At 41.4% G+C, this 20471-nt stretch carries 18 protein-coding genes; 1 reads left to right on the top strand and 17 read right to left on the bottom strand.

What is annotated here, in order from left to right; genetic code table 11:
* Nucleotides 1-202: 202 nt before the first annotated feature.
* The 8 genes from AC59JO_RS07745 to AC59JO_RS07710 form a co-directional block, all read right to left on the bottom strand.
* Nucleotides 203-1465, bottom strand: coding sequence for a tetratricopeptide repeat protein (locus AC59JO_RS07745; protein WP_413668121.1), 1263 nt, complete (start codon nt 1463-1465; stop codon nt 203-205).
* Between the two features lie 5 nt (nt 1466-1470).
* Nucleotides 1471-2589 (bottom strand): tetratricopeptide repeat protein, encoded by a 1119-nt coding sequence (locus AC59JO_RS07740; RefSeq protein WP_413668120.1) that lies wholly within the window; start codon nt 2587-2589, stop codon nt 1471-1473.
* A 5-nt stretch (nt 2590-2594) separates the two neighbouring features.
* Nucleotides 2595-5189: a DNA gyrase subunit A gene (gene gyrA, locus AC59JO_RS07735; protein WP_413668119.1), complete on the bottom strand. Its 2595-nt coding sequence runs from the start codon at nt 5187-5189 to the stop codon at nt 2595-2597.
* Nucleotides 5190-5350: 161 nt separating this feature from the next.
* On the bottom strand, nt 5351-5749 hold the full coding sequence (locus AC59JO_RS07730; RefSeq protein ID WP_497304510.1) for a hypothetical protein: 399 nt from the start codon (nt 5747-5749) through the stop codon (nt 5351-5353).
* A 30-nt stretch (nt 5750-5779) separates the two neighbouring features.
* Nucleotides 5780-6694, bottom strand: a complete 915-nt coding sequence (gene hemF / locus AC59JO_RS07725; RefSeq protein ID WP_413668117.1) for an oxygen-dependent coproporphyrinogen oxidase — start codon at nt 6692-6694, stop codon at nt 5780-5782.
* Nucleotides 6695-6976: 282 nt separating this feature from the next.
* Entirely contained in the window at nt 6977-8209 is a 1233-nt protein-coding gene (locus AC59JO_RS07720) for an MFS transporter (protein ID WP_413668116.1), read from the bottom strand.
* A 128-nt stretch (nt 8210-8337) separates the two neighbouring features.
* A complete protein-coding gene (locus AC59JO_RS07715) occupies nt 8338-8535 on the bottom strand; it encodes a cold-shock protein (protein WP_091207011.1) in 198 nt (65 codons plus the stop codon).
* Between the two features lie 140 nt (nt 8536-8675).
* The gene (locus AC59JO_RS07710) at nt 8676-9311 is read right to left on the bottom strand and encodes a peroxiredoxin (protein WP_091207009.1); all 636 of its coding nucleotides are present in this window, start codon (nt 9309-9311) and stop codon (nt 8676-8678) included.
* Nucleotides 9312-9456: 145 nt separating this feature from the next.
* On the opposite strand from AC59JO_RS07710, the gene AC59JO_RS07705 reads away from it, so the two are divergent.
* Nucleotides 9457-11241, top strand: coding sequence for a glycoside hydrolase family 15 protein (locus tag AC59JO_RS07705; protein WP_497304507.1), 1785 nt, complete (start codon nt 9457-9459; stop codon nt 11239-11241).
* Between the two features lie 189 nt (nt 11242-11430).
* Here the strand turns inward: AC59JO_RS07705 and AC59JO_RS07700 are convergent, their stop codons facing one another.
* The 9 genes from AC59JO_RS07700 to AC59JO_RS07660 all read right to left on the bottom strand — a co-directional run bounded on the left by AC59JO_RS07700 (nt 11431) and on the right by AC59JO_RS07660 (nt 20401).
* Nucleotides 11431-12066: a hypothetical protein gene (locus AC59JO_RS07700; protein ID WP_413668114.1), complete on the bottom strand. Its 636-nt coding sequence runs from the start codon at nt 12064-12066 to the stop codon at nt 11431-11433.
* Between the two features lie 77 nt (nt 12067-12143).
* Nucleotides 12144-12992: an N-acyl homoserine lactonase family protein gene (locus AC59JO_RS07695; protein ID WP_497304504.1), complete on the bottom strand. Its 849-nt coding sequence runs from the start codon at nt 12990-12992 to the stop codon at nt 12144-12146.
* Nucleotides 12993-13089: 97 nt separating this feature from the next.
* A complete protein-coding gene (locus AC59JO_RS07690; protein WP_497304502.1) occupies nt 13090-15297 on the bottom strand; it encodes a bifunctional alpha,alpha-trehalose-phosphate synthase (UDP-forming)/trehalose-phosphatase in 2208 nt (735 codons plus the stop codon).
* A gap of 150 nt (nt 15298-15447) precedes the next feature.
* On the bottom strand, nt 15448-15924 hold the full coding sequence (locus tag AC59JO_RS07685; protein ID WP_176624633.1) for a hypothetical protein: 477 nt from the start codon (nt 15922-15924) through the stop codon (nt 15448-15450).
* 225 nt (nt 15925-16149) lie between these two features.
* The gene (locus AC59JO_RS07680; protein ID WP_413668111.1) at nt 16150-16962 is read right to left on the bottom strand and encodes an SDR family oxidoreductase; all 813 of its coding nucleotides are present in this window, start codon (nt 16960-16962) and stop codon (nt 16150-16152) included.
* A gap of 153 nt (nt 16963-17115) precedes the next feature.
* A complete protein-coding gene (locus tag AC59JO_RS07675) occupies nt 17116-17859 on the bottom strand; it encodes a menaquinone biosynthetic enzyme MqnA/MqnD family protein (RefSeq protein ID WP_497304499.1) in 744 nt (247 codons plus the stop codon).
* 10 nt (nt 17860-17869) lie between these two features.
* Entirely contained in the window at nt 17870-18556 is a 687-nt protein-coding gene (locus tag AC59JO_RS07670) for a histidine phosphatase family protein (protein ID WP_497304497.1), read from the bottom strand.
* A 40-nt stretch (nt 18557-18596) separates the two neighbouring features.
* On the bottom strand, nt 18597-19790 hold the full coding sequence (gene mqnE, locus AC59JO_RS07665; protein WP_413671164.1) for an aminofutalosine synthase MqnE: 1194 nt from the start codon (nt 19788-19790) through the stop codon (nt 18597-18599).
* A 92-nt stretch (nt 19791-19882) separates the two neighbouring features.
* Nucleotides 19883-20401 (bottom strand): hypothetical protein, encoded by a 519-nt coding sequence (locus AC59JO_RS07660; protein ID WP_497304495.1) that lies wholly within the window; start codon nt 20399-20401, stop codon nt 19883-19885.
* Nucleotides 20402-20471: the final 70 nt, after the last annotated feature.

The following is a 20471-nucleotide window of genomic DNA, read 5'->3' as shown; positions in this document are numbered from 1 at the left end:
TCAATTACTTTACATACCTGTGAACGCCTGTAAATATATATCTGTATACCCGTGCAATTCGATATAATTTCACCCCAAAATTGATAGCATCCATGTAAAAAAACAGCAATACATTATTTCTCATAATTAACATTATGTTAAATAATGTATTTAGGAGAAAGGCCTTTTAAAAAGGCCCCTCTCTTTATAGTATCTTTCGATATTATTGATTAGCTGGTAATGCGTCAATCTGCGCTTTCAATTTTGAAGCATTTGCGTCATCTTTAACACCTAAGTAATAGGTTCTCAAGTTTTGCAACGCATCAATTGATTTTGGCTGAAGTTCTACGGCTTTTACCAAATATGGTTTAGCTTGTTCAAACTGTGCTTTAGCTTTGGCAATAGCAGCATCATATTCTTTCTGTTTGTTAGCTGGTAATTTATTAGCCGCATTATAAGCATCAATTGCCGGGTTGAGAATTACGTAACCGTAGTTTAAGTTAGCTTCGAAATAGTTAGGATCAATTTCTAAGGCTTTTTTATACATCTCACCAGCTTTAACATAGGCTTCGGCTTTTGATGCATTTAATTTAGCTTTTGCAGCCGCATCTTTAGTTGAGCCCGCTTCTCTTGCGTAATTATCGGCTGTTTGTGAGTAAGTTAAACCAGCATAATAATACAAAGTTTTGTTTTTTGGATCGTTGGCTAACGCTGCCTGAATTTTATCGGTAACTTCTTTTTCTTTTCCTGTTTGCAAGCTGATCTCGATTTCGCGTTTACGCAGCTCACTGTTCGCCGGATATTTGCTTACTCCTTCAGATACAGCTTTAAGCGCACCTGCGGTATCTTTACTTGCAAGGTATAACGAAGAAAGATCAAGATAAACACCGGCATTTTTTGAATATTTAGTAGTTACCAGTTTGCTGTAGTTTGAAATTGCGGCGGGGTAATTTTTTCCGTTTGCTGCTGCAAGGCCTGTATAATAGATAGCATTTGTATCTTCAGGCAGTACCGTACGGTAAAAGTCAAATGACTTGTAAGCAAGATCATATTTGCCCGCAGAGTATTCTTTAACACCTTTGGTTAACTGATATTGGGCAAGGTTTAAATATGCCTCGTCAATCATTTTTTTATTTTCCCCTTTGGTATCAACCTCTTTAGCTTTTTTCAAAGCTTCTTCGGCAGTAGTAAATAGCGGCAATGAAGTGGTTGGCACAGTGTCCTGAACAGCTAAAGCCGAGTAAATTGAACCTTTTACAGCATAAGTAAGCGGTAATGTAGCGGTTTTTTCATTGACTGAGGCTTTGTCAATTGATTCTTTCGCAGTGGTAAGGCTTTTACCTGCCATTGATGCCATTGCCGGCTGGCCCCTTAAACCCGAATATTTTTCGTATTCTTCTTTTGCGGTATTTAACTCACCTTTTTGCGCAAAAGCTGTTGCTGAAACTAAGCCTAACAGGCCCGCCATCAAAAGTTTGATTTTCATGATTATTATTGATTGGTTAACTGTTTTAGTTTATTGTTTATTCTGTCTAACTGATCCTGGTTATTGGTTTTGGCATATGCCAGTTGCAAAGCCTGCAGGCTATTGACGTTGTTGGGCGATATTTCATTAGCCTTTTCAAGCCATTGTATAGCACGTCCCAGATCCTGGATGCTCCTCTCCCCTTTTGTAGTTGAGCTTTGTTTTAAATATAATAACCCTAAATTAAATACCGGGTCAAAATATGTTCCGCTCAGTTCAATGGCGTGTAAATAGAGAGATTCCGCCTGGTCAAATTTATCTAAATGATCATAGCAATTAGCAGCTACAAATGCAATATCGGCGTTATTTGCATTAATATCAAGCAGTGGGCCAATTAAGGGCTCTAACGCCTTGTAATTTTTCTTATTGTTATAAATATTGGCCTCGTCAAGCAGCAAAAAACGGTCATTCGGCAAAATTTTTCGACCTTTTTGGAGTATTTGTAACGCCTTAGTTGTATCGCCTAATGATTTGTAGATATTTGATGCGGTTTCGATATACTCAGTACGGGCACTGTCAACCTGCAGCATGGTTGTATAGTACCTGGCTGCATCCTGCAAATTACCGGCTTTGTTGTTCGAAAAGGCAATATAAGTATTGATCTGGTTCATCCCCGGCGCATACTTCTTCGCGTTTTCAAACGAAGTTCTGGCATTGGCAAAATCCGAATTATTTACAGCTTCAAACCCTTTCCGGATATAAACATTAGCCAAACACCGCTTGGTGTAATCAAGCTCTGACTGGTACTTGAAAATTTTGCTCATGCCAGATAACCTGTCAACCAGTTTGGTAGTTTTATCCAGCATATCCGCGGGCATACCAAGCTTGTTTAGCGAATCAATATACAGGATACTTGTATTTACAATAGCCCTGTAAAGATTCTTTTCTATATCAGCCGTATCCGACTTTGTAATGATCAAACTATCTGCAGATTTTTTGGCTGCGGCCAAATACTTCAGGTCGTTTTTCTGTTTATAAAAAGCCAGGTTATTTACCACAACCTTAAGCGCTTCCTTTTGCGCAAACGCAAAGGATGTAGTAAAACAAGTAATTAAAACCGATAAAATGATCTTGCGGTAGTGCATATTTGTTATTCTGTTGTATCGTCAGTTGATGGTTCGGCACCATTCTCGGCCGTATCACCATTGCCTGTGTTTTCAGCAGCAATATTATCAGAGCCTTCAGCATTTTCGTCGCCGTCTTTTACTTCTTCATCCTCGTCATGCTCAATTTTGGCTACTGAAGCTATTTCGTCGTTATTTTTAAGTGTAATCAGCCTTACACCTTGTGTGGCACGACCCATTACCCTTAATTCGCTTACAGCTATACGGATAATAATACCTGATTTATTAATGATCATCAGGTCTTCTTTATCTGTAACACCTTTTATGGCTACAAGGTTTCCGGTTTTTTCAGTAATATTAAGTGTTTTTACACCTTTGCCACCGCGGTTTGTAACACGGTAATCTTCAATATCGGTACGTTTACCGTATCCCTTTTCTGATACTACCAATACGGTTGTTTCTGCGTCATCAATAGCAATCATGCCAACTACCTCATCATTTTCGTCATCAAGCGTAATACCGCGAACACCAGTAGCGGTACGTCCCATAGGTCTTACGGTTGACTCATTGAAACGGATAGCACGGCCAGATTTAAGCGCCATAACAATCTCGCTGCTGCCGCTAGTTAAGCTTGCTTCAAGTAATGAATCGCCTTCATTGATATTGATGGCATTGATACCGTTTGAGCGCGGACGTGAGTAAGCCTCAAGCGAAGTTTTCTTGATGGTACCTTTTTTGGTACACATGATGATGAAATTGTTTTCAAGGTAATTTTGATCTTTAAGCGAGATCAGCTTGATATACGCCTTGATATTTTCTTCCTTAGGAATATTGATGATATTCTGAATTGCACGTCCTTTCGATGTACGGGTACCTTCCGGTATCTCAAATACCCTGAGCCAGAAGCACTGCCCTGATTCGGTAAAGAACAGCATGTAATTGTGGTTCGAGGCAATAAGCAGGTGTTCAATGAAATCCTCATCACGGCTGTTGCTGCCTATAGCACCTTTACCTCCCCTGCTCTGCCTGCGGTATTCGGTAAGTGGGGTACGTTTAATATAACCTTCGCGCGAAATTGTAATTACTACATCCTCATCCTCGATAAAGTCTTCAGTTTGCATTTCTGCAGATGAGTGAACCATCTCTGTACGGCGCTCATCACCGTATTTCTCCTTAACTTCCAGTAACTCATCCTTAATGATCTGCATCCTTAAGCCTTCGTCGCTCAGGATGTTCTTTAAATGTTCGATGAGTTTCATTAAGGCAGCATATTCATCTTTAATCTTATCACGTTCAAGTCCTGTTAACCTCCTTAAGGTCATATCAAGGATAGCGCGTGCCTGGATATCAGTCAAACCAAAACTGGTCATCAAGCCTTCCCTTGCTTCGTCAGGTGTTTGCGAAGCGCGGATCAAACGGATAACCTCATCAAGATGATCTAAAGCAATCAATAAACCTTCAAGGATGTGCGCGCGTTTTTCAGCTTCATTAAGCTCAAATTTAGTACGGCGAACCACAACCTCATGACGGTGCTCAACAAAATGATGGATCAGGTCCTTCAGGTTAAGCAGCATTGGCCTGCCGTTAACCAGGGCAATGTTGTTTACACTGAAAGATGTTTGAAGTGCAGTATATTTAAACAGGTTGTTTAATACGATAGCTGCATTGGCATCGCGTTTTATTTCGTAAACTATACGGATCCCTTCACGGCTCGATTCGTCACGAATAGCCGATATACCTTCCAGTTTCTTTTCATTGACCAGTTCGGCGGTACGCTCAATCATTAAAGCTTTGTTTACCTGGTAAGGTATTTCGCTTACAACGATGCGTTCACGTTCGCCGTTATAGGTTTCGATTTCGGCACGGGCGCGGATCACAACCCTGCCACGACCGGTTTCCAGCGCTTCGCGCGGGCCATCGTAACCGTAAATGATGCCCCCTGTAGGGAAATCGGGGCCTTTTACATATTTCATTAACTCGGCAACCTCAATCTGGCGGTTATCAATCAATGCCATGGTAGCATCAATAACTTCCGAAAGGTTGTGCGGCGCCATATTGGTAGCCATACCTACTGCAATACCCGAAGCTCCGTTAACCAGTAGGTTGGGGAATTTAGATGGCAATACTGTTGGCTCCTGCAGCGAGTCGTCAAAGTTTAATTGGAAATCAATGGTATCTTTATTGATATCGGCAAGCATCTCTTCGGCAAGCTTTTGCAAGCGCGCTTCCGTATAACGCATCGCCGCCGGTTCGTCGCCATCAACAGAACCGTAGTTACCCTGGCCTTCAACCAGCAAGTAGCGCAAACTCCACTCCTGGGCCATACGTACCATGGTGTCATACACCGATTTATCACCATGCGGGTGATATTTACCCATTACCTCACCCACAATACGGGCAGACTTTTTGTAGGGCTTGTTATTTGTTAAACCAAGGTCGAGCATACCGTAAAGTACGCGCCTGTGTACGGGTTTCAGTCCATCGCGGACATCGGGCAGCGCCCTGGAAACAATCACCGACATTGAATAATCAATGTACGCCGATCGCATTTCCTCATCAATATTTATCGAAATTATCCTGTCTTCTGCGTGTGAATTATCGTTTTCTGTTCCTTCAGCCATTTTTTATTATTTGTAGAACCTTCTCTTATAATTGCGTGTTAAAATTGATTTTTCAACGACCTGCGAAGTTAAAAAAATACTTGGGATTGCACCAATTTAGTAACAATAAACCATGCTGCTTATTGCTGCAGAACCAACAATTTTGTTACGTTAATCAGGGTTTATTTAAGTTTCACCCAGTAATCTTCAACCTTGTTGCCGTTGGGTAAAACGGAAAGCAGTTTAAGTGTATCGTTACTGATTGTGTAGTTGTATTTTATGGTTTTGTTAAGCAGCTTTGACTCCTGCATGCAGTATGTTTGGGTTTCAAAGCACGTATCGTCTTTCAACTGATAATCGCCCTTTTCATATATCTGGGTCTTCTCCCCCTCCTCAATCACTTTGGCTTTATAGTGCTCATTGTCATAATCCCTTTGTAATTTATAAGCTGTGGGAGCAGCATCAAGTTTACCATTAATTATCCCTCCGCGATATTCCCAGCTGCCTTTCAGCGGACTATCAGCGGAATTAAAAGAGCATAACAGCAGTATCACTGCCAGAGGTAAAAAAAGCTTTTGCATAGATGATGTTTGTACCGGACTAAATTTTGATTAAGCCCAGTTAATACCTTTTTTTAGTAAAGATAGTGTTTTTTCCTCTTCGCTGCCGGTTACCGGATGATAGTCATAAACCCATTTGGCTGTAGGCGGCAAGCTCATCAGTATCGACTCAATCCTGCCGTTGGTTTCCAGCCCGAATTTGGTGCCGGCATCATAAACCAGGTTAAATTCGGCATAACGGCTGCGACGCTGGTATTGAAAAAGCTGCTGCGCTTCGGTAAATGATTTATCCCGGTTACGGCTCACCAGTTCGGAGTATATTGGTGCAAAAGAACGGCCAACCGTTTTTGAAAACTCAAAGATATCCTCCCAACTCAAGTCATCGTTGGCAGTGAGCCTGTCATAAAATATGCCGCCTATACCACGGGTTTCGTTACGGTGTTTGATGAAGAAGTAATCGTCGGCCCATTTTTTGAAGCGGGGATAAAAATCGGCATAGTATTGATCGCACGCAGCTTTCAAGCCACTATGAAAAAACCGGGCATCATCTTCAATTACATAGTGAGGGGTTAAATCAATGCCTCCGCCAAACCAACGAACAGGCTTTTGACTATCGCCCATAGTAGTGGGCATTTCAAAGTAACGGATATTCATGTGGATGATTGGCACCAACGGATGATTGGGATGGATCACAATAGATACACCGGTGGCAAAAAAATCATCCTGCTCAACCTGCAAAGCCCGCTTCATGGTATCGGGCAAATGACCGTGAACCGCCGAAAAGTTAACTCCGCCTTTTTCAAGGATGTTTCCGTTTTGGATAACCCGGGTACGGCCTCCACCTCCACCCTCGCGCTCCCAAAGCTCCTCCTCAAATTTTGCTGCGCCATCTAATTGCTCAAGTGCGGCACAGATCTCATCCTGTATCTGCTTATAATCTTCGGCTATTTGTTCTTTGCTGATCATAGGCCGTAAAAGTAATGAATTTTAGGAATTGCCGCAGATGACCTTTTTCAACGTGTAGTCCTGTGGCTACCTATATCAAACACGTGATAATGGAAAGTGTTCAATTTTTTCAGGCGTGAACACTTGCTAAAATAAAATTAATTGATAATCAATGATTTACATGTTCATTATTTTGCTATCAAAAACATAAGTAACTGATAATCAATGCCTGTATTTTTAATTTTAGACTAAGCAGAAGCTTTTTGAACACCCGTTTTTTGAAAATTGAACACCCGGCCGATTTTAACTTATTTCGACATAATTCAAATCCTTGCCAAAAGTTTCCTTTAGCTGGCTTAAGGATAATAGCGCTACCGCGGTAAGTATGCCCATCATGATATATCCCGATTTGATATATCCATATTTTGCGTTGAAAGCATTAAATGCTACAGTTATAGGGATCAATGAGCCGCGTACAAAGTTTGGCACTGTAGTGGTAACTGTTGAGCGGATATTGGTGCCAAACTGCTCGGAGGCAATGGTAACAAATGTTGCCCAATAACCTACTGTACAGCCCATAAAAAAGCTTAATACAGCAAATTTTTCGGGGGTAATGCCGTAGCTGCCTAGATAAAAATGCACACTTACTAATGAAAGTATTAGAAATACAGCCATGGTTAATTTCCGCGATTTGGTAACCTGGGCAAGCAAGCCCGCCACAATATCTCCAATTGCGATCCCTATATAACTGTAAAAAATACCGTCGCCGGGCTTAATCAGTGTTTTGGCCCCTAAGGCAGCGCCAAACTTATCCGAAAAACTGATCAATACACCTACCACATACCATAATGGTGCGCCTATCAGGATACAGAAAAGGTATTTTTTTAATCGTTCCCAATTAGTAAACAACATGAGCATGTTGCCTTTGGATACATCGCTGTTCTCGACATTTTTGAACATACCCGATTCAAAGGTACCAACACGAAGCAGCAGCAATAAAATTCCTAAACCACCACCTACAAAATAAGCATTACGCCATCCAAATTTAGCTACTGCATAAGCAGCAGTAGCTCCAAACAAGCCAATAACAGCCACCATCATGGTTCCGTAACCACGGTTTTCCTTGCTCAATGTTTCGCTAACCAAAGTAATGCCTGCACCAAGCTCACCTGCCAGGCCAAGACCGGCAATGAATCGTACAATTGCGTAGGTATTTACATCATGCACAAGGCCGTTGGCAAAGTTGGCCACAGAGTAAAGTAATATCGAACCAAAAAGCACTTTAATACGCCCCAGCTTATCGCCAACAATACCCCATATGATACCGCCAAGCAATAATCCAAACATCTGGATGCTGATAATGAATTGGCCTTTGTCAGTTATTTCCTGCGCATTTAAACCAATATCTTTAAGGCTGGGGATCCGTACTATCGAAAAGACCAGAAGGTCATATATATCAACAAAATAGCCCAGAGAAGCAACAAGTACTAAAAAAACGGCATTCCTTGTAACTTTGGCATTAGCAGCGTCGGTCATAAACTATAAAAATTGGTTGGCTAATGTAGGGCATTTACGCAGATAAAAGCAAAAAAATGAACACAAAAAAAACCCCTGTTGAGTCAGAGGTTCTGTGAGTAAATGTTGTTCAATAACTTTATATATTTTTATACCTTTTTCACGTTAACTGCCTGTAATCCTTTTCTTCCTTCTTCAACATCGTACGTTACGCTGTCGTTGTCTTTTATAGCATTTACACCGCCCTGAACGTCTTTAAAGTGTACAAAAAGATCTTTACCTTCTTCGGTAATAATAAAGCCATAACCTTTCTGCGTGTTAAACCATTTTACTTTTCCAGTTTTCATAATTATAATAATCGTAATAAAAAATTCGTGTTAAGATCAACTAAAACCAAACTGAAAAATAAAATAGGTTTATATGTTCAGAAGGAATAGATATCCCGCTTCCCTCAAATATATAAAATTATTAAATAAACCAAATAAAATTATTTATTTGGTTGCGGTGTCAGGCGCAAATAAGGCTTAACCGCAGTAAAACCCTTTGGAAATTTGGCAGGGATATCTTCAGTCTTGATTGCAGGTACTACAACTACGTCTTCCCCTTCTTTCCAGTCGGCCGGCGTAGCTACGCTGTAATTAGCGGTTAGCTGCAGTGAATCAATCACCCTTAAAATCTCCTGGAAATTACGGCCGGTTGATGCTGGGTAAGTGATGATCAGCTTTACCGCCTTATCAGGGCCTATAATGAATAAGGAACGCACAGTTGCATTTACCGATGCATTTGGGTGGATCATATCATAAGCTTCAGAAATTTTGCGGTCTTCATCGGCAATGATCGGGAAGTTAACCTCAACGCCCTGTGTCTCGTTAATATCCTGGATCCAGCCATGGTGCGATTCTACCGAGTCAACGCTAAGTGCCAATACTTTAACATTACGTTTGGTGAATTCGTCTTTTAAAGCGGCAGTTTTGCCAAGTTCAGTAGTACATACAGGTGTATAATCGCCAGGATGTGAGAATAATACACCCCAGCTATCGCCTAAATATTCGTAAAAGTCAATTTCGCCTTCTGATGTTTTTGCTTTGAAATTTGGCGCTTTATCGCCCAGTCTTAAACTCATAATTGATAGAATTTTGTTTTAAATTAATACTACTAAGTTACTATACATTGTTAAACAAATGCAAACAAACTTTAAATAATCATATTATTTACGCCAACATTACAAAGGCTGTGTTGTTGAAGTTTGAAACAAATAACAGCTATCCATGAGCAAACACACCTATGATACCGGGATAATTGGCAATTGCGCCTTTTTAGCCCATATTAATAAAAATACCAATGTCGACTGGCTTTGCTGGCCATGTTTTGACAGCACCTTTATTTTTGGCGGTTTACTTGATAAAGATAAAGGAGGTGAGTTCTCCATCCGCCCGGAGGGTGATTATACTTCCCAACAACATTACCTGGAAAACACCAATATTTTAATTACAGAAATAAGCCCGGCAAGCGGTGGCAAATACCGGATAACTGATTTTGCGCCACGTTTCTACCAGCATCAGCGTTACTACAAACCATTGATGCTGATCAGGAAGATTGAGGCTATTGAAGGCTCGCCAAGGATCATTGTTAAATGCGCGCCCGTATCTGAATATGGCACTATTAAGTTGAGCGTAAACCGCGGCAGTAACCACATCCAATACCAGGGGGGCGAAGAAAACATCCGCCTTACAACCAATATCCCTATAAGTTATATTTTTGATGAGCAGGCATTTGTGCTTAACGAAACCAAGTACCTGGCCATGACCTACGGTGAGCCGCTTGAGGCCCCGCTCATCAGCACCGCCGATCGTTTTTTGGCCGAAACAGTGCAATACTGGCGTACCTGGATCAAACACTCATCAATTGCAACTTATTTTCAGCCTTTTGTTATCCGTTCGGCCCTGGCCCTTAAAATACACCAGTTTGAAGACACGGGCGCCATTATAGCTGCAAGTACCACAAGTTTGCCCGAGTCGCCGGGAAGCGGCCGTAACTGGGATTATAGGTATTGCTGGCTGCGCGATACCTACTATGTAATAACTGCGCTTAACCACATCGGCCATTTTGAAGAGATGGAAAAGTATTTCAGCTATGTTACCGATATCACCTTCTCCGAAATGGAACGGTACCAGCCACTGTATAGCATCACCGGTAAAAAGGACCTTGTTGAAAATATCTTGACCGATTTGGTGGGCTATATGGGCAATCAGCCTGTGCGCATCGGTAACCAGGCATCTGAACATATTCAGAATGATATTTACGGCCAGGTGCTTATTTCTCTGCTGCCATTGTATACAGATCATCGATTTGTGTTTTCAGAGCGAAAAGACTCCGTTCGCTGGGTAGAGTTTTTGTTAAATAAGATAGAGCATACCATCGACGAAAAAGACGCCGGGATCTGGGAATTCAGGAATATGGCTAATATCCATTGTTACAGCAACCTGTTTCAGTGGGCAGGCGCATCTGCTGCTGAAAAAATGGCACGCACCATTCAAAATCAGGAATTAATTGATAGGGCCATAGCCCTTAAAGAGCGCGCAGCAGCACATATTGAAAGCTGCTATGACCCGGTGCGCAAGGTTTACACCAATTCTGCCGGGAGCAGTAACCTTGATGCCAGTACTTTACAGCTTATCATGATGAACTACCTTGATCCAAGCTCACAAAAAGCAAAAGACCATTTAGCTGCACTGGAAAAAGAGCTTAAGACACCTAATGGATTATTTTACAGGTATTTATATGCTGATGATTTTGGCAAACCTAAAACCACTTTCCTGATCTGTGCATTCTGGTACGTAGAGGCCCTGGCAACTGTTGGCCGGCTGGATGATGCCCAGCGGGAGTTTGGCAACCTGCTGCAATATTCTAATCACCTGTTGCTGTTTAGCGAGGATGTTGATGAGGAAGATGGCAGCCAATGGGGCAATTTCCCCCAGGCTTACAGCCACGTAGGTTTAATGAATGCGGCCTACCGGATAGCTATGAAATTGGACAGGCCGATATTTTTGTAAGTGCCCGTAAGGACACGGGCACGGGGGACAACAACAATATCTCCCGATCCGTGTCCTCACGGATCGTCCCCTGCCCGTCCATTTTCGCATTTTATTTATTAAAGCCGTTTTTTCTACACAGAAAAGCCCGATTGATCTTTTAAACCAATCGGGCTTTGTTTTTTTGCCGCTCCGTTGTTGGTGTTATCATTATATCTCGTACAGGGCATCAGCTTTAGCGTAAAGTGTGTCATTTTCAGGCTCATCATGAACCATAAAATTAAACAATGCTAATGCGTAAAAAATCTTATACCTTTCGGGATCACCCCCGTCCATCATTAAATCAGTTTTCCAATTGCCTCCGGGATATAGTATCCGATATTTTTTTTCAAAGTCTTCGAACTTCGTAAACAGATAGGCATGGTCAAACATATGCGGCAGCGCATAAAAACCGGTAATACTACCTACTTTATCGCGCATGGCATATTCACTTTTTTTTGCCTTGCCATAAAAAAAGCAGAAATAAACCCACAAAACTGCCGCTATAACCGATATAGTTAACATTAATAGCTTAAAGTTTGTATCAAAAATATCAGGCAGAAATCCTAAATAAAATGTTATTACCGCGATAGCGGCAGTAAATAACCGTGCATAAGCTGCACGTATGCTTTTACTGTTTGTGCCGATATCTAATCCGCTTCTGCTCCTGAAATCAGACCGGGTGACATATATTGAACTTACAGGGAAAAGCGGGATAAACATAAAGTGAAAAAACTTGCTTTCAATCCATTGATCGTTGTAGGTACCAACTTTACCGTAAAATGCGGAGCCAAAAAAGAATATCATGTGATAGGGTTTTAGAATACAAAACTGCATTATTCACTTACACTGTAAGCAATCGCGGTCAAATAAATGTTTAATATTTACCTTATCTCCACCACACCAGCCGCAACCTTAGGAAAGATCTCAAGCTGTTTTCCATCATGCCCCGGGATTATAAATTTAACATTACTGGCAAGCATTTTCATTCGTTTCATAGCCTTTACATAACCTGCCGGATCAAGCGTTCCACCTTGTGAAGGCGGCACCAAATGCTGAAGGCTATAATAGATCCAAATGTTATCCGACGCTACTACCACCCTGTTTTTTCCTGCTTGCACCAACACATATTGCGAATTATAGGTATGCTTTGAACCGGTATAAACTTTTATGCCTTTAATGATCTCTTTGTCATCACCATCAACCAATTTAAGCCGGCCAGCCAAATTTAAATTTACCATATTAACAACATCCCGTTTTGCGTAGCCGCCAGCCTCACCAGGCTTTTGCCAGGCCGATCCTACAAAAAAACCATAATCCAGCTTTTGCATCCAAACTTTTGCTTTCGGGAAAAGGCTTAAACCATCGATATGGTCCCAATGCGGGTGGCTTACAATAATATCGGTTATATCGCCGGCCTTAACACCCAACTTTAAAAGTGCTGAATCGGGACGCTGATAAGTTTTTAGTTTAAATTCCTTAGCATCTTCAATATCGCCCAAAAAACCAGCGTCAACCAAAATGTTTTTCCCGTTGCTACCTTTAATGAGCCATACCATAAAATCAATTTTAACAGGTTCGTTTTTGGCGCCATTCAATGCCCAATCGCCCACTTTAAATGGATATCCGGATTCGGCGAATTTTACAGCATAAATTTTATAGTTTGGGGTTTGCGCATAAATGATATGGCAGCAAAGCATCAAGGCAAAAGCAAGCAGGCTAATTTTCTTCATAGCAAGTTACGTATAATGAACCGAATATAAAAAATGCCCGCGGCTAAACCGCAGGCACTAATAAATTTTTAAAATTACCGCCACTAAAACCCACCACTTACTTGTCTGCCGTTTCCTCTACCGGCGTATACTTCGCAAAACTGGTAAGCAGCTTTCTCACTTCTCCCGGATTCCGCAAATAAAATTTCGCTGCCGAAAGATTGCTGCCTACTTTGATGGTTATGGCGCTTTCGGGCAGGGCTTTAAAAATATCTTCGTCGGTATAATCATCGCCAAAAGCTATTACAAAATCATAATCCTTACCTTCGGTGAGTGTTAAAGCTGCCTTACCTTTATTGATATCCATATTCTTCACTTCCAGAACCTTATCTCCTGCCAACAACTGCAACCCTTTATCGCTTGCGAGGTATTTCAAGTTGTTCATCAACTCATTAGCCCTTAGTTCACCAAGCCCTGCCTGTGCTTTGCGGTAATGCCAAACTAATGAGTATGTTTTCTCTTCAATAAATGAACCCGGTGTACGATCGACGTAGGTTTCCAGTATAGGGTATATATCATGCTTCCACTGATCGCTTAACCCTCCTATTTTATGCCAGGAAGTCCCCTGTTGTTTAAACCACGATCCATGTTCGGCTATAAGATAAATATCATTGCCCGCAAACCACTCATCAAGGTTCTCATGCTTTCTGCCGCTTATTAAAACCAATTGATTTGCAGGGTCTTCTGCAAGTTTATTAATGATACTATATAGATCTTTATCCGGACTGGCCTGATCGATATTCGACTTGAAATTTACCAGCGTGCCGTCATAATCTAAAAAGATGATACGCTTTTTAGTTTTAATGTAACGGTTAATAATGCTTTGCTCAGTTGTGTTGCTTACGTGCCTGGCCTGCATGGAGCGCTGCATGAGTTTTACCTCTTTCAGCCTGTCCATAAAAATTTTAACCCAGTGCGATGTATTGAATTTTGCAACCAGCTGCCTCATCGGGATCATGCGCCGGCGTTGCTCTTCAAGCGGCATGTTGATGGCTTGCAGAATAGCCCGACACACTTCGCCCGTGTTGTTGGGGTTAACAATTATGGCATCTATAAGCTCTTTAGATGATCCTGCCATCTCACTCATAATCAGCACTCCATCGTTATTTATCCTGCTGGCTACATACTCTTTGCTCACCAGGTTCATGCCATCGCGCATGGGGGTAACTAAACAAACATCGGCCGAATAATACAGCGCCGAAAGTGTTTCGATTGGGAAAGACCGATAATAATAATGGATCGGGCTCCAGTCCATAGTGCGATATAAAGCGTTGATCTTGCCTACTTTTTTATCTATTTCATCGCGAAGGTGAGCATATTGTGGTACGGTATCCCGGGACGGAACTACGATCATGTAAAGCGTGATATGCTCGATACATTCCGGACATTGCTCAAGCAGAAGTTCAAACGCTTCGAGCCTTTGCAGGATCCCTTTGCTATAATCAAGCCTGTCGATAGAAAGGATTAGCTTTTTATTTTGGAAATTCTCTTTTATTAAGCCAATCTGCTCCTTCACTTCATCTTGCAGTGGTAACGACGAATATCTTTTTTCATCAATCCCCATCGGAAATGACTCAATAACTACAGAGCGTTCACCATTACTGATGATATTGGCACTTGATGATACCGGGAGCAAGCGCGTAGCCGCGCCTAAAAAATGCCGCACATCATCAAAAGTATGTAAACCAATCAAATCGGCACCGAGCATACCCTCCAAAAGTTCTGACCGCCAGGGAATCAACCTGAACATTTCATTTGAAGGGAATGGGATATGCAGGAAAAAACCTATAGAAACATCGGGTAACTCCTGCCTAACCAATGCCGGCAGTAATAATAACTGGTAATCATGAATCCAGATCACATCGCCGGGTTCGGCAATGCTCAGGATCATATCCCTGAATTTTTTATTTACTGCCTTATAATAATCCCAGTTTGATTGCTTGTATGCCGCGTACGTTGAAGCATAGTAATGAAAAACGGGCCATAAAACCTCGTTACTAAAACCTTCGTAATATTGATTGATCTCTTCCTGATCTAAAAAAACGGGGATCAGGCTTAATTCCTTTAATTCTTTGGTAACCTGCTCTTTATCCTCTTGTTCGGCTATTTCTATTCCAGGCCATCCTATCCATACATTATCGCCCTGTTTATATATTGAACCTAAACCGGTAGCTAATCCTCCCTCGCTTGGTGATGAATGGTAAGCACCATCAGTTTTGGAAATTTTAACAGGTAAGCGGTTTGATACAATTATTGTTTTCGACATACTAACTAAATATTAATTAATATTTAAAAGGCGAAAACAGCGGTTTTGTTTTATAAAATGGCGTTTTATGACATAAAAACGTGATTTTTAACCATAAAAAAAGCCGCCCTAAATATCAGGACGGCTTTCAATTGTTATAATTTTTCGGAATTATTTTACTTGTTGGAAAAACTCAATGTTAGCTTGTTGAGTGATCCTTACTAAAACTTCGTGTTTGTCGTTTTTCAAGTCAACAAAGTATGAAGTTGGCTCGATAGCGTCATTGATTGAAGTGTTAGCCTGGTAAACGATAACTTCGCCTACTTCGTAACCTTTGTAATCGCTGTTAATTTGTTGAAGAGCTTTTGCGGGGATAGCTTTGTTGTCAACACGTTGAGTTGTACCTAAAAATTCACCTTGCAGGTTGTAGAAAGCAGTTTTTTGAACACCATCAACAGTGAAAGTAGCTTTTTGAACGTTTTTAGTTACAGTCCAGTTAACATTGGTAGCTTCAGCAAAATCAGCAGTAAAGCCGTGTAAAGCAATGTAAGAAACGTTGGTACCACCGTCAGATTTTTTGCCACCATCGGCGAAAGCGTTAACGGTAAATAATGCTGCGGTTGCTATTGTTAAAAATATCTTTTTCATGTTCGTTTAAATTTTAAATCCTGCAACAAAAATACAGTGTACTTATCAATATTTAAAATTTTCTGAAACTTTTATGAATATTTAATAATTATAGCCTTTTATAGCCTCAAAATTTAAATTTTATCAATGACCTTAGTGTATATTTTACAATATCTAAAAGAAAAAACGCCAATTAATGGCGTTTTTATAATGCTAAACCGATTTATGTTGTCATAAAAATGTCATTTAGCCATTATCTGCAAAGCCCGGGTATAAAGTCATGCCCCCATCTGCAAAAATTGTTACCCCTGTAATGTAATCCGACTCATCAGAAGCCAGCCAAACGGCCAGTTTTCCGATATCCGCCGGTTGTCCTATCCGGTTATAAGGAATGAGTGTCAGCAATTTATCCAGGGCTTCTGGCGTATCCCAGGCGTCCTTATTAATAGGTGTTTGTATAGCGCCCGGTCCTATACCGTTTACCCTGATCTTATGCGGGGCGAGCTCCTGCGCTATGCTTTTCATGAACATCATGATACCGCCTTTGCTGGCAGCATAGTTTACATGGCCTGCCCATGGGATAACTTCATGTACGCTGCTCATGCAAATGATTTTACCGGCCGCCTTGCTTTTGTCTTCAACAACACCTCTTTTAATAAATTCTTTAGCAGCTTCCCGGGCGCACAAAAACTGACCGGTAAGGTTAATACTGATCACTTTGTTCCAGTCGTCAATTGTCATATCAACAAATTTGGAATCTTTCTGCAACCCGGCGTTATTCACCAGAATATCCACGGTACCGTATTGCTTAAATATTTCGGCAAACATGGCCTTTACTTCATCTTCGTGGCTCACATCGGCCTGAAATGCAAATGCTTCGCCACCGGAAGATTTGATCTGGCTAACTACATCATCGGCCGCGGCCTTGTTATGCGCGTAGTTGATCAGCAATTTTGCGCCTGCTTCGGCCATGGCTAATGCAACGCCTTTGCCAATGCCACTATCGGCACCGGTTATTAAAGCTGCTTGTCCTTTTAATAGTTGGGGGGTATTGCTCATAGATAAACATTTTTGTGTTTAAGATAAGCAATTGAATTGAGAGCGTAATTGTTTTTTCTGAACCGGGATTTGGGTAGATTTACTGGATTACAGGATTAAGATTTCTGCTTTATAAATCCGGGGATCCTTTAATCCCATAAATCATGGTTCAGATTACAACGCCTTTATATAATCATGAAACATATACAAGGCTTTCTTCTTATCCACAGTAAGCTCGTAATCTATTTTAACCATCAAATAATCAACAAGGTCAAAGTCTTCACGCATTGGTAGTTCCTTGAACAGGTCTTCCCGGTGGTCGAGGCCGTATTTTAATGACGCATTAAACTCGTCCATAAAATGCTGCGGAATAGGTTTATTGGCTATCCAGGCCGCAAAGGTAAAAGGCAGGCCTGTCATCTTTTGCCACTCTTCGGCAAGGTCATAAACATATTTATATTGATGTTTTTTTCCAAAGGTACGGTCGCCTATTTGCACAAAGGCAGTGTGTGCATCTGTTGATTGAGCATAATCCGGTGCATTGGTAACCTGCTCCGGATTTACCTGCCAATGGTTTTTAAGCAAAACACGGGCAAGGTTATTTGATGAGCGCGACTGCGGATCAAGCTGAATAGTGGTTACATCCTTAATATCGCAATTGCTAAAAATAAAGACAGAATTAACTGCGCCGACCGCGCCAATGCAATAATCAGAAACAATTTCCCATTGTGGCAGGCTCAAAGCTGCTGCAACAGGGATAAGGCCGATATCAACCACATCGTCAATGAGCTTTTGGGCACAATCTGACGGGATGTCGAGGCTCAGGTCTATTTTATTTATGATGTCGGTATGTTGAATGCCGTATAAAAAGGGTTTGGTGTTAGTGTAGCTTACTGCTGATATTCTGATCTTGTTCACAAATGCGCTATTACTTTTCTTCGGAATGTTTTAGATGTTCGGCATTATTAAAGTCGGTAATCTCAAATATTTCACCGTTGTAGGTTACTTTATATAATACCAGGTTTTGGTGCGGGAAGGTATCCATTTCGGATAATGGCTTGCCGGTGAGGATACAAAGCAACAAGCGTAAAGCACGGCCATGCATACATATAAGTACAGTTTTTTCTTCGGGATGGCTCATAATCACCTTCATGGCCTCGCGCTGACGTACTTCAACCTCAAGCGGACTTTCTCCTCCTTCAAATTTGCTGTCGAGTTTTCCGTCCAGCCAATCACGCATGATCTGCAGGAAGGCTGCCTTATTATCCGTAGTTGGTGCCTGGCCTTCATGAATGCCCCAGGCCAGCTCATCCAAACCCGAAAGTTTTTCATAAGGAATGCCGAGGTCAATAAAAGGCTGAATACTTTGTTGCGTACGCTTTAATGCCGATATGTAAATTTTATCGAACGGAACGGTTTTGTAAGCCTCAAAAAACTGGCAGGCCTGTTTGCGCCCTTCGGCATTTAAATCGGTATCAACCCCACGGCCCTGTATAATACCAAGTTTATTATACTCGGTTTGGCCGTGGCGTACTATGTATAAGGTTTTTTGTACCATTTTTTTGAGCTGAAAGCTAAAGCCGAAGGCCGAAAGCTTTCTTGCTTTTTGAATCATTTTATTTTTGCTTTAAGCTTTCAGCTTTTAGCTTAAAAACTTAATTAATTACCGGTAACTTATAATACTGGGGCTTAGGTTCGTCACCAAACACAAAGTTGGTATAATCCGTGACCACATTATATAGAGTATCGCGTTCGATGGGTTGCCGGCCTACATGTTTAATTAACTCAACCACTTGTTTGGTGCTCATGCCCGGATGCTGCTCTTCGGCACCGGCCATTGAGTAGATCTTGGTGGTATCATCAAGCGTGCCATCAATGTCGTCAACGCCAAAGTTAAGCGAAAGCTGTGCGGTATTACGGCTAATCATAGCCCAGTAAGCTTTGATATGATCAAAGTTATCCAGGTAGATACGGGCCACGGCGTAATTTCGTAAATCTTCAATCACGGAAACCTCGGGCACATGCGACATCTGGTTATCTTTATTGCGGAACTTAAGCGGAATGAATGTTTGGAAACCGCCTGTTTTATCCTGCAACCGGCGCAGGCGCTCCATGTGATCAACACGGTGCTTATATTCCTCAATATGGCCGTAAAGCATGGTAGCATTTGAACGACCGCCAAGCTTATGCCACTCTTCATGAATAGCCAGCCACTGATCGGCAGTACATTTATCTTTCGAGATCTGATCCCTGATTTCCGGATCAAAAATTTCAGCACCACCACCAGGGATAGAATCCAGACCTGCTTCCTGCATGAGGCGCATGCCTGTGGCGTAGTCAATTTTGGCTTTTTTAAAGATGTAGTGATATTCAACCGGGGTAAGGGCTTTAATATGCAATTCCGGGCGGTGGGCACGGATGCGGGCAAAAAGTTCCTGGTAAAAAGGCACATCATATTGCGGTAATACACCACCAACAATGTGAACCTCTGTAACCGGTTCGCCATCATATTTGGTAACCATGTTGAACATCTCATCCATGGTATACTCCCACCCTTCTGATTTTTGTTTCAGCAGGCGTGAGTACGAACAAAATTTGCAGTCGTAAACGCAAAGATTGGTAGGCTCAATATGAAAATTACGGTTGAAATAAGTTTTATCGCCGTGGCGCTCCTCGCGGATGTAGTTGGCTAAAGTGCCAAGATATCCAAGCTCGCCCTGCTCATAAAGCAAAACGCCTTCATCAAAAGTGATGCGTTGTTTATTTAGTACCTTTTGGGCAATGTGCTTTAAGTCAGCAGATAAATTCGGATCCTGGAGCAATACCTGTAAATTATCTGAATTTTGCATCATTATAAATTTGGCCAAATGTACAAAAAAGCATAAAAGTAATATGCGTTATGACATATATTGGCCAAATTATCCGGTAAATTACATTAAGGTTACAGAGCCTTGATCTCACTGATGGAGATCCCTATTGAGCAATCGTCCTGGCAACCATTGGGTACATAACTGGCGCCTGATATCAAACCATTATTGTTGGTTTCAAAGTAAATGGTGTTCTTTTTCCTATCGACGGCAAGCCATTCGGTTTTGGCTTTTTGATAAACCTGGTCAAGCGTAAGTAATGCGGCACCCGAATTATGTTGCCCCAATGATGTTTTATCTTCATGCCACTGTTCCCTTATTTTTTTAGTGGGAGCGCTGTTGGGATTTTGCTCTAAAGTATATGATAGAAAATCTCGCCCTACCACCACGCCGTTTTGCACAGTAATTTTTGTTTCGGATCCATAGCCAAAAACCGAACCGGCGTTAACAGTATAAGTATATGAGTTTTTGCTTTCAATCTTAAAGCTTTGCCATGCCTTATAACTTTTATCATAAGCGGTTTCATTGGCATCTTTTTTACAGGCAATTAAGCTGCCAATCATAAGCAGGACAAGAATGCAGGCTCTTTTCATTTGGATAGGTTTTACAGCCTATTCGGATAAAAAGAAAAAAACGCTACAGTTAATAACAAATATTCTTTTT

The sequence above is a fragment of the Mucilaginibacter sp. A5337 genome (genome assembly GCF_059690695.1).
This window is presented reverse-complemented; position numbering and strand designations above follow the sequence as displayed.

What these genes read in the sequence shown, in the direction of transcription:
- AC59JO_RS07745 (WP_413668121.1), bottom strand. Translation starts at nt 1,465, where the DNA reads ATGAAAATCAAACTTTTGATGGCGGGCCTGTTAGGCTTAGTTTCAGCA.
- AC59JO_RS07740 (WP_413668120.1), bottom strand. Translation starts at nt 2,589, where the DNA reads ATGCACTACCGCAAGATCATTTTATCGGTTTTAATTACTTGTTTTACT.
- gyrA (WP_413668119.1), bottom strand. Translation starts at nt 5,189, where the DNA reads ATGGCTGAAGGAACAGAAAACGATAATTCACACGCAGAAGACAGGATA.
- AC59JO_RS07730 (WP_497304510.1), bottom strand. Translation starts at nt 5,749, where the DNA reads ATGCAAAAGCTTTTTTTACCTCTGGCAGTGATACTGCTGTTATGCTCT.
- hemF (WP_413668117.1), bottom strand. Translation starts at nt 6,694, where the DNA reads ATGATCAGCAAAGAACAAATAGCCGAAGATTATAAGCAGATACAGGAT.
- AC59JO_RS07720 (WP_413668116.1), bottom strand. Translation starts at nt 8,209, where the DNA reads ATGACCGACGCTGCTAATGCCAAAGTTACAAGGAATGCCGTTTTTTTA.
- AC59JO_RS07715 (WP_091207011.1), bottom strand. Translation starts at nt 8,535, where the DNA reads ATGAAAACTGGAAAAGTAAAATGGTTTAACACGCAGAAAGGTTATGGC.
- AC59JO_RS07710 (WP_091207009.1), bottom strand. Translation starts at nt 9,311, where the DNA reads ATGAGTTTAAGACTGGGCGATAAAGCGCCAAATTTCAAAGCAAAAACA.
- AC59JO_RS07705 (WP_497304507.1), top strand. Translation starts at nt 9,457, where the DNA reads ATGAGCAAACACACCTATGATACCGGGATAATTGGCAATTGCGCCTTT.
- AC59JO_RS07700 (WP_413668114.1), bottom strand. Translation starts at nt 12,066, where the DNA reads ATGATATTCTTTTTTGGCTCCGCATTTTACGGTAAAGTTGGTACCTAC.
- AC59JO_RS07695 (WP_497304504.1), bottom strand. Translation starts at nt 12,992, where the DNA reads ATGAAGAAAATTAGCCTGCTTGCTTTTGCCTTGATGCTTTGCTGCCAT.
- AC59JO_RS07690 (WP_497304502.1), bottom strand. Translation starts at nt 15,297, where the DNA reads ATGTCGAAAACAATAATTGTATCAAACCGCTTACCTGTTAAAATTTCC.
- AC59JO_RS07685 (WP_176624633.1), bottom strand. Translation starts at nt 15,924, where the DNA reads ATGAAAAAGATATTTTTAACAATAGCAACCGCAGCATTATTTACCGTT.
- AC59JO_RS07680 (WP_413668111.1), bottom strand. Translation starts at nt 16,962, where the DNA reads ATGAGCAATACCCCCCAACTATTAAAAGGACAAGCAGCTTTAATAACC.
- AC59JO_RS07670 (WP_497304497.1), bottom strand. Translation starts at nt 18,556, where the DNA reads ATGATTCAAAAAGCAAGAAAGCTTTCGGCCTTCGGCTTTAGCTTTCAG.
- mqnE (WP_413671164.1), bottom strand. Translation starts at nt 19,790, where the DNA reads ATGCAAAATTCAGATAATTTACAGGTATTGCTCCAGGATCCGAATTTA.
- AC59JO_RS07660 (WP_497304495.1), bottom strand. Translation starts at nt 20,401, where the DNA reads ATGAAAAGAGCCTGCATTCTTGTCCTGCTTATGATTGGCAGCTTAATT.